This window comes from Kitasatospora sp. NPDC059462 (assembly GCF_042749955.1).
In the GTDB taxonomy this organism is placed as follows: Bacteria; Actinomycetota; Actinomycetes; order Streptomycetales; family Streptomycetaceae; genus Kitasatospora.
In genome coordinates this window covers 1-4,615 of record NZ_JBHYUU010000330.1, presented here as the reverse complement: position 1 = coordinate 4,615, position 4,615 = coordinate 1, and the positions used below count along the sequence as shown (strand labels likewise).

The 4,615-nt window shown below is 78.5% G+C and carries 2 protein-coding genes; both read left to right on the top strand.

What is annotated here, in order from left to right; translation table 11 throughout:
- The first annotated feature begins 1,107 nt into the window (after positions 1-1,107).
- Positions 1,108-2,277: an exonuclease SbcCD subunit D gene (locus ACFXAM_RS37910; RefSeq protein ID WP_380298397.1), complete on the top strand. Its 1,170-nt coding sequence runs from the start codon at positions 1,108-1,110 to the stop codon at positions 2,275-2,277.
- On the top strand, positions 2,274-4,615 hold a 2,342-nt coding region (locus ACFXAM_RS37905; protein WP_380298396.1), incomplete at its 3' end, for an AAA family ATPase. The genes ACFXAM_RS37910 and ACFXAM_RS37905, both read left to right, overlap by 4 nt.

The window sequence follows — 4,615 nt, the reverse complement described above, 5'->3', positions numbered from 1 at the left end:
CCCCGGGGCCGCGGGCCCGCCCGGCCCACCGCCCGGCGGCCGCCCACCGGACCCCCGCGTCACCGGCCCGGCCGGCCCCGGCCGCCGCCGCCCGGCCCACCCACCGCGCATTCCGTCCCGCACCACCATGAGCCCTTCCTCCCCGTCGTCGACACCCGTCCCACCGGCCCCACGAGCCCCTCGGCTCCCGGCGGGCACGAACATACACACGGTCACTGACAATCCACGCGCAGCGACCGATGGGGTGGGTGGCAGGAATCCCAGCCCCCGGCCGGACCGCCGAATCCACACCCCTCCACCCCTGCCGCCACACACCACGGCCCCTTCCTCCCGCCCACCGACACTCGCCACACCCGACCCCAGGAGCCCCTGGACTCCCAGCGAGCACGAACATACACACGGTCACTGACAATCCACACGCAGCGACGGCCCCCGGCCGGGGGGGGGGGCCCGGCAGGACCCCGCCCCCGGCCCGGCCAGCACACACCAACCACGAGCCCCAAACTCACAGCGCCCGCCGGACGGCCGACGGGGGGGGGGGGCCAGGCGGACCCCGCCCCCGGCCAGGCCAGCACACCCCGACCACGAGCCCCGACCCGCAGCAACCGCCGGACCGCCGACAGGGGCCGGGCGAAACCCCCGCCCCCGGCCAGGCCGCCAAATCCGCGCACACCCCCGACCCACCCGTCACCACCACCACAAGCCCCAACACGCAGCGACCGCCGGACGGCCGACGGGGACCGGGCGAAACCCTCGTTCAGGGTCGGGCCGCCGAACCCGCACACCTCCGACCCACCCGTCACCACCACCACGAGCCCCGACCCGCAGCAACCGCCGGACCGCCGACAGGGGCCGGGCGAAACCCCGCCCTCGACCAGGCCGCCAAATCCGCGCACACCCCCGACCCACCCGTCACCACCACCACGAGCCCCAACACGCAGCGACCGCCGGACCGCCGACGGGGACCGGGCGGAACCCTCGTTCAGGGTCGGGCCACCGAACCCGCACACCTTCGACCGCAAGTTCCGACCCACAGCGACCTCGGGGATCGGGCGGGATCTCCGTTCCGGGCCGGATTGTCGGTGGCTCCCGTTATGGTCGGGGACCATGCGACTGCTGCATACCTCCGACTGGCACCTGGGGCGCTCGTTCCACCGGGAGAGCCTGCACGACGCCCAGCGCGCCTTCCTGGACCACCTCGTGGCGGTGGTCCGGGACGAGGGCGTGGACGCCGTGCTGGTCGCCGGCGACGTGTACGACCGCGCGCTGCCCGGGCTGGAGGCGGTGGCGCTGTTCGACGACGTGCTGCACCGACTGGCCGACCTCGGCGTGCCGACGGTGTTCATCAGCGGCAACCACGACTCCGCCCGCCGCCTCGGCGTGGGCGCAGGGCTCATCGGCCGGGCCGGCGTCCACCTGCGGACCGACCCGGGCGAGTGCGCCGAGCCGGTGCTGCTGGCCGACGCGCACGGCCCGGTCGCCGTCTACGGCCTGCCGTACCTGGAGCCGACGCTGGTGCGCGAGCGGTTCGGGCTGGCGCGCGGCGGCCACGCGGCGGTGCTCGGCGCGGCGATGGAACAGGTCCGGGCCGACCTCGCGGCCCGGCCGGCCGGCACCCGCGCGGTGGTGCTGGCGCACGCCTTCGTCACCGGCGGCGAGCCCAGCGACAGCGAGCGCGACATCGCGGTGGGCGGGGTCGCGGCCGTCCCCGCCTCGGTCTTCGACGGCGTGCACTACGCCGCCCTCGGCCACCTGCACGGCTGCCAGACGCTCGCCCCGCACCTGCGCTACAGCGGCTCCCCGCTCGCCTACTCCTTCTCCGAGCACGAGCACCGCAAGAGCATGTGGCTGGTCGACCTCGCGGCGGACGGCGAGGTCACCGCCGAGCGGGTGTACTGCCCGGTGCCGCGCCCGCTGGCCCGGCTGCGCGGCCGCCTCGACGAACTGCTCACCGACGAGCGGTACACCGCCGACGAGCAGTCCTGGGTGCAGGCCACCCTCACCGACCCGAGCCGCCCGGCCGAGCCGATGGAGCGGCTGCGCCGCCGCTTCCCGCACACCCTCCAGCTGCTCTTCGAACCCGAGGAGACGACCGCCGCCGCCTCCGCGTCCTACGCCGCCCGGGTCGGCGGGCGGACGGACCTGGAGATCGCCGAGGGCTTCCTGCGGCACGTCCGCCCCGGCGCCGAGCCCGACGCGCGGGAGCTGGACTGGCTGCGCGAGGGCTTCGAGCGCGTCCGGGAGACCACCGACCGGAAGGCGGAGCTGCCCCGATGAGACTCCACCGGCTGACCGTGACCGCGTTCGGCCCGTTCGCGGGCACCGAGACGGTCGACTTCGACGCGCTGGCCGCCGGCGGGCTGTTCCTGCTGCGCGGCGCCACCGGCGCGGGCAAGAGCAGCGTGCTGGACGCGGTCTGCTACGCCCTCTACGGCGAGGTGCCCGGCACCCGGAAGGCCAACCGGCTGCGCAGCGACCACGCCGAGCCGGACCGGCTGACCAGCGTCCGGCTGGAGCTGACGCTGGGCGGGCGGCGGCTGGAGGTCACCCGCGTCCCGGAGCAGCCGCGGCCGAAGAAGGTCGGCCGGGGCATGACGACCGAGCGCGCCCAGACGCTGCTGCGCGAGTGGTCGGCGGACGGCACGGGCACCGGCGACGGCACGCCGGGCTGGCGGGCGCTCAGCAAGTCGCACCAGGAGGCCGGGGAGGAGATCCACCGGCTGATCGGCATGAGCCGGGACCAGTTCTGCCAGGTGGTGCTGCTGCCGCAGGGCGACTTCGCGCGGTTCCTGCGGGCGGACTCGGAGGAGCGCGGCAAGCTGCTGCGCCGGCTGTTCGACACCGAGCGGTTCCAGTCCGTCGAGGCCTGGCTCGCCGAGCAGCGCCGGACCCACGAGGCCGCCGTCCAGGCGGGGCGCCGCCGGCTGCGGGACCTCGCGAGCCGGGCGGAGCAGGCGGCCGGCCCGGGCGCGGAGCCGGCCGCGGGCCTGGTGCCCGGCGAGGACGAGTCCGCCCCGGCGGACAGCGACCTCACCGCGGGCGTGCTGGGCTGGGCGGCCGTGCTGCGCGGCGGCGCGGCCGAGCAGCTGACGGTGGCCGGGGCCGCGCTGGCGGGCGCGGAGGAGGCGCACCGGGCGGCGCAGCGGGGCCGGGAGGCCGCCGAGCAGCTGGCCGACCGGCAGGAGCGGTACCGGCAGGCGGTGCGGGAGGCGGACCGGCTGGCCGAGGACGGGCCCGCCCGGGCGGCGGACCGGCAGCGGCTGGCGGCGGCGCAGGCGGCGGTCGGCGTCGAGTCGGTGCTGCACCTGCGCGAGCGCGCGGCACAGGTGCACCGGCGGGCCGGGGAGGAGGAGCGCCGGCACCGCACGGTGCTGGGCGGGCTCGCCGACGGCCCGGCGGGCGGGGATCCGGCGGTCGGCGGCCGGGCCCTGGCCAACGCGCAGGCCGGGGAGCTGGTGGAGGCCGAGCAGCGGCTGCGCGCGGAGATCGTCCGGCTGGAGGGGGTCCGGGACGACGAGCGGCTGTGCGCCGAGCTGGACGGTGCGCGGGCGGCGGTGGCCGCCGACCTGCGCCGCGCCGAGGACCTCGCCGAGGAGGCGGGCGACTGGCTGGCCGATTTCGAGCCCCGGCTGGCCGCCCTCCAGGCGGAGGAGTCCGCCGCCCGGGACGCCGCGGGGCGGGTGGAGCGGCTGGACGCCCGGCGCGCGGAGCTGGCCGCCCGGCTGGCCGCCGCCCGCGAGCGGGACGGGCTGGACGTGGAGATCGACCACGCCCGTCCGCGCGCCCTCACGCTGCGCGCGGAGGCCCTCGACGCCCGGCAGTACGGCCTGGACCTCCGGGAGCGCCGGCTGGCCGGGATGGCCGCCGAGCTGGCCGCGCAGCTGAGCGCCGGGGAGCCGTGCCGGGTCTGCGGCTCGGCGGAGCACCCGGCCCCCGCGCGCCCGGCCGGGGAGCCGGTCCGGGCGGAGGACGAGGAGCGCGCCCGGCGGGCCCAGAGCGCCGCCGAGCAGGCCGCCGACACGGCGGAGCAGGATCTCTCCGGCCTGCGGGTGCGCCGGGCGGCGGCGGCCGGAGCGGCCGGCGAGGAGCCCGCCGAGGCCCTTGCCGGGGCGCTCGCCGGGCTGGAGCGCGAGCACCGGGAGGCGCTCCGGGCCGCGGAGGGGCTCGGCCCGGCGGGCCGGGCGATCGAGCGGCTCACCGCGGAGCAGGCGGTCCACCGGACGGCGCTGGCCGGGGCCCGGGAGCGGAGCGCCGAGCTGGCCGTCCAGGCCCGGACCCTGCACGCCGACCAGGAGAAGCTGGGCGCCCGGGTGGCGGCGGCCCGGGGTGACGCGCCGTCGGTGGCGGCGCGGGCGGCCGCCCTGAACCGGCTCGCCTCGGCCGTGGCGGCGCTGGCGGGCGCGGTGCGGACCGCCGACGAGGCGGCGCACCAGCTGAAGCTGGCCGACGACGAACTGGCCGGCGCCGCGGTGGCGGCCGGGTTCGCGGACGCCCAGGACGCCGCCGCCGTACTGCTGCCCCGCCCGGAGCGCGAGCGGCTGGAACAGCGGCTGGACCGGCACCGCGCGGAGCTGGCGGCGGCCGAGCGCCGGCTCGCCGAGCCGGAGCTGGCCAC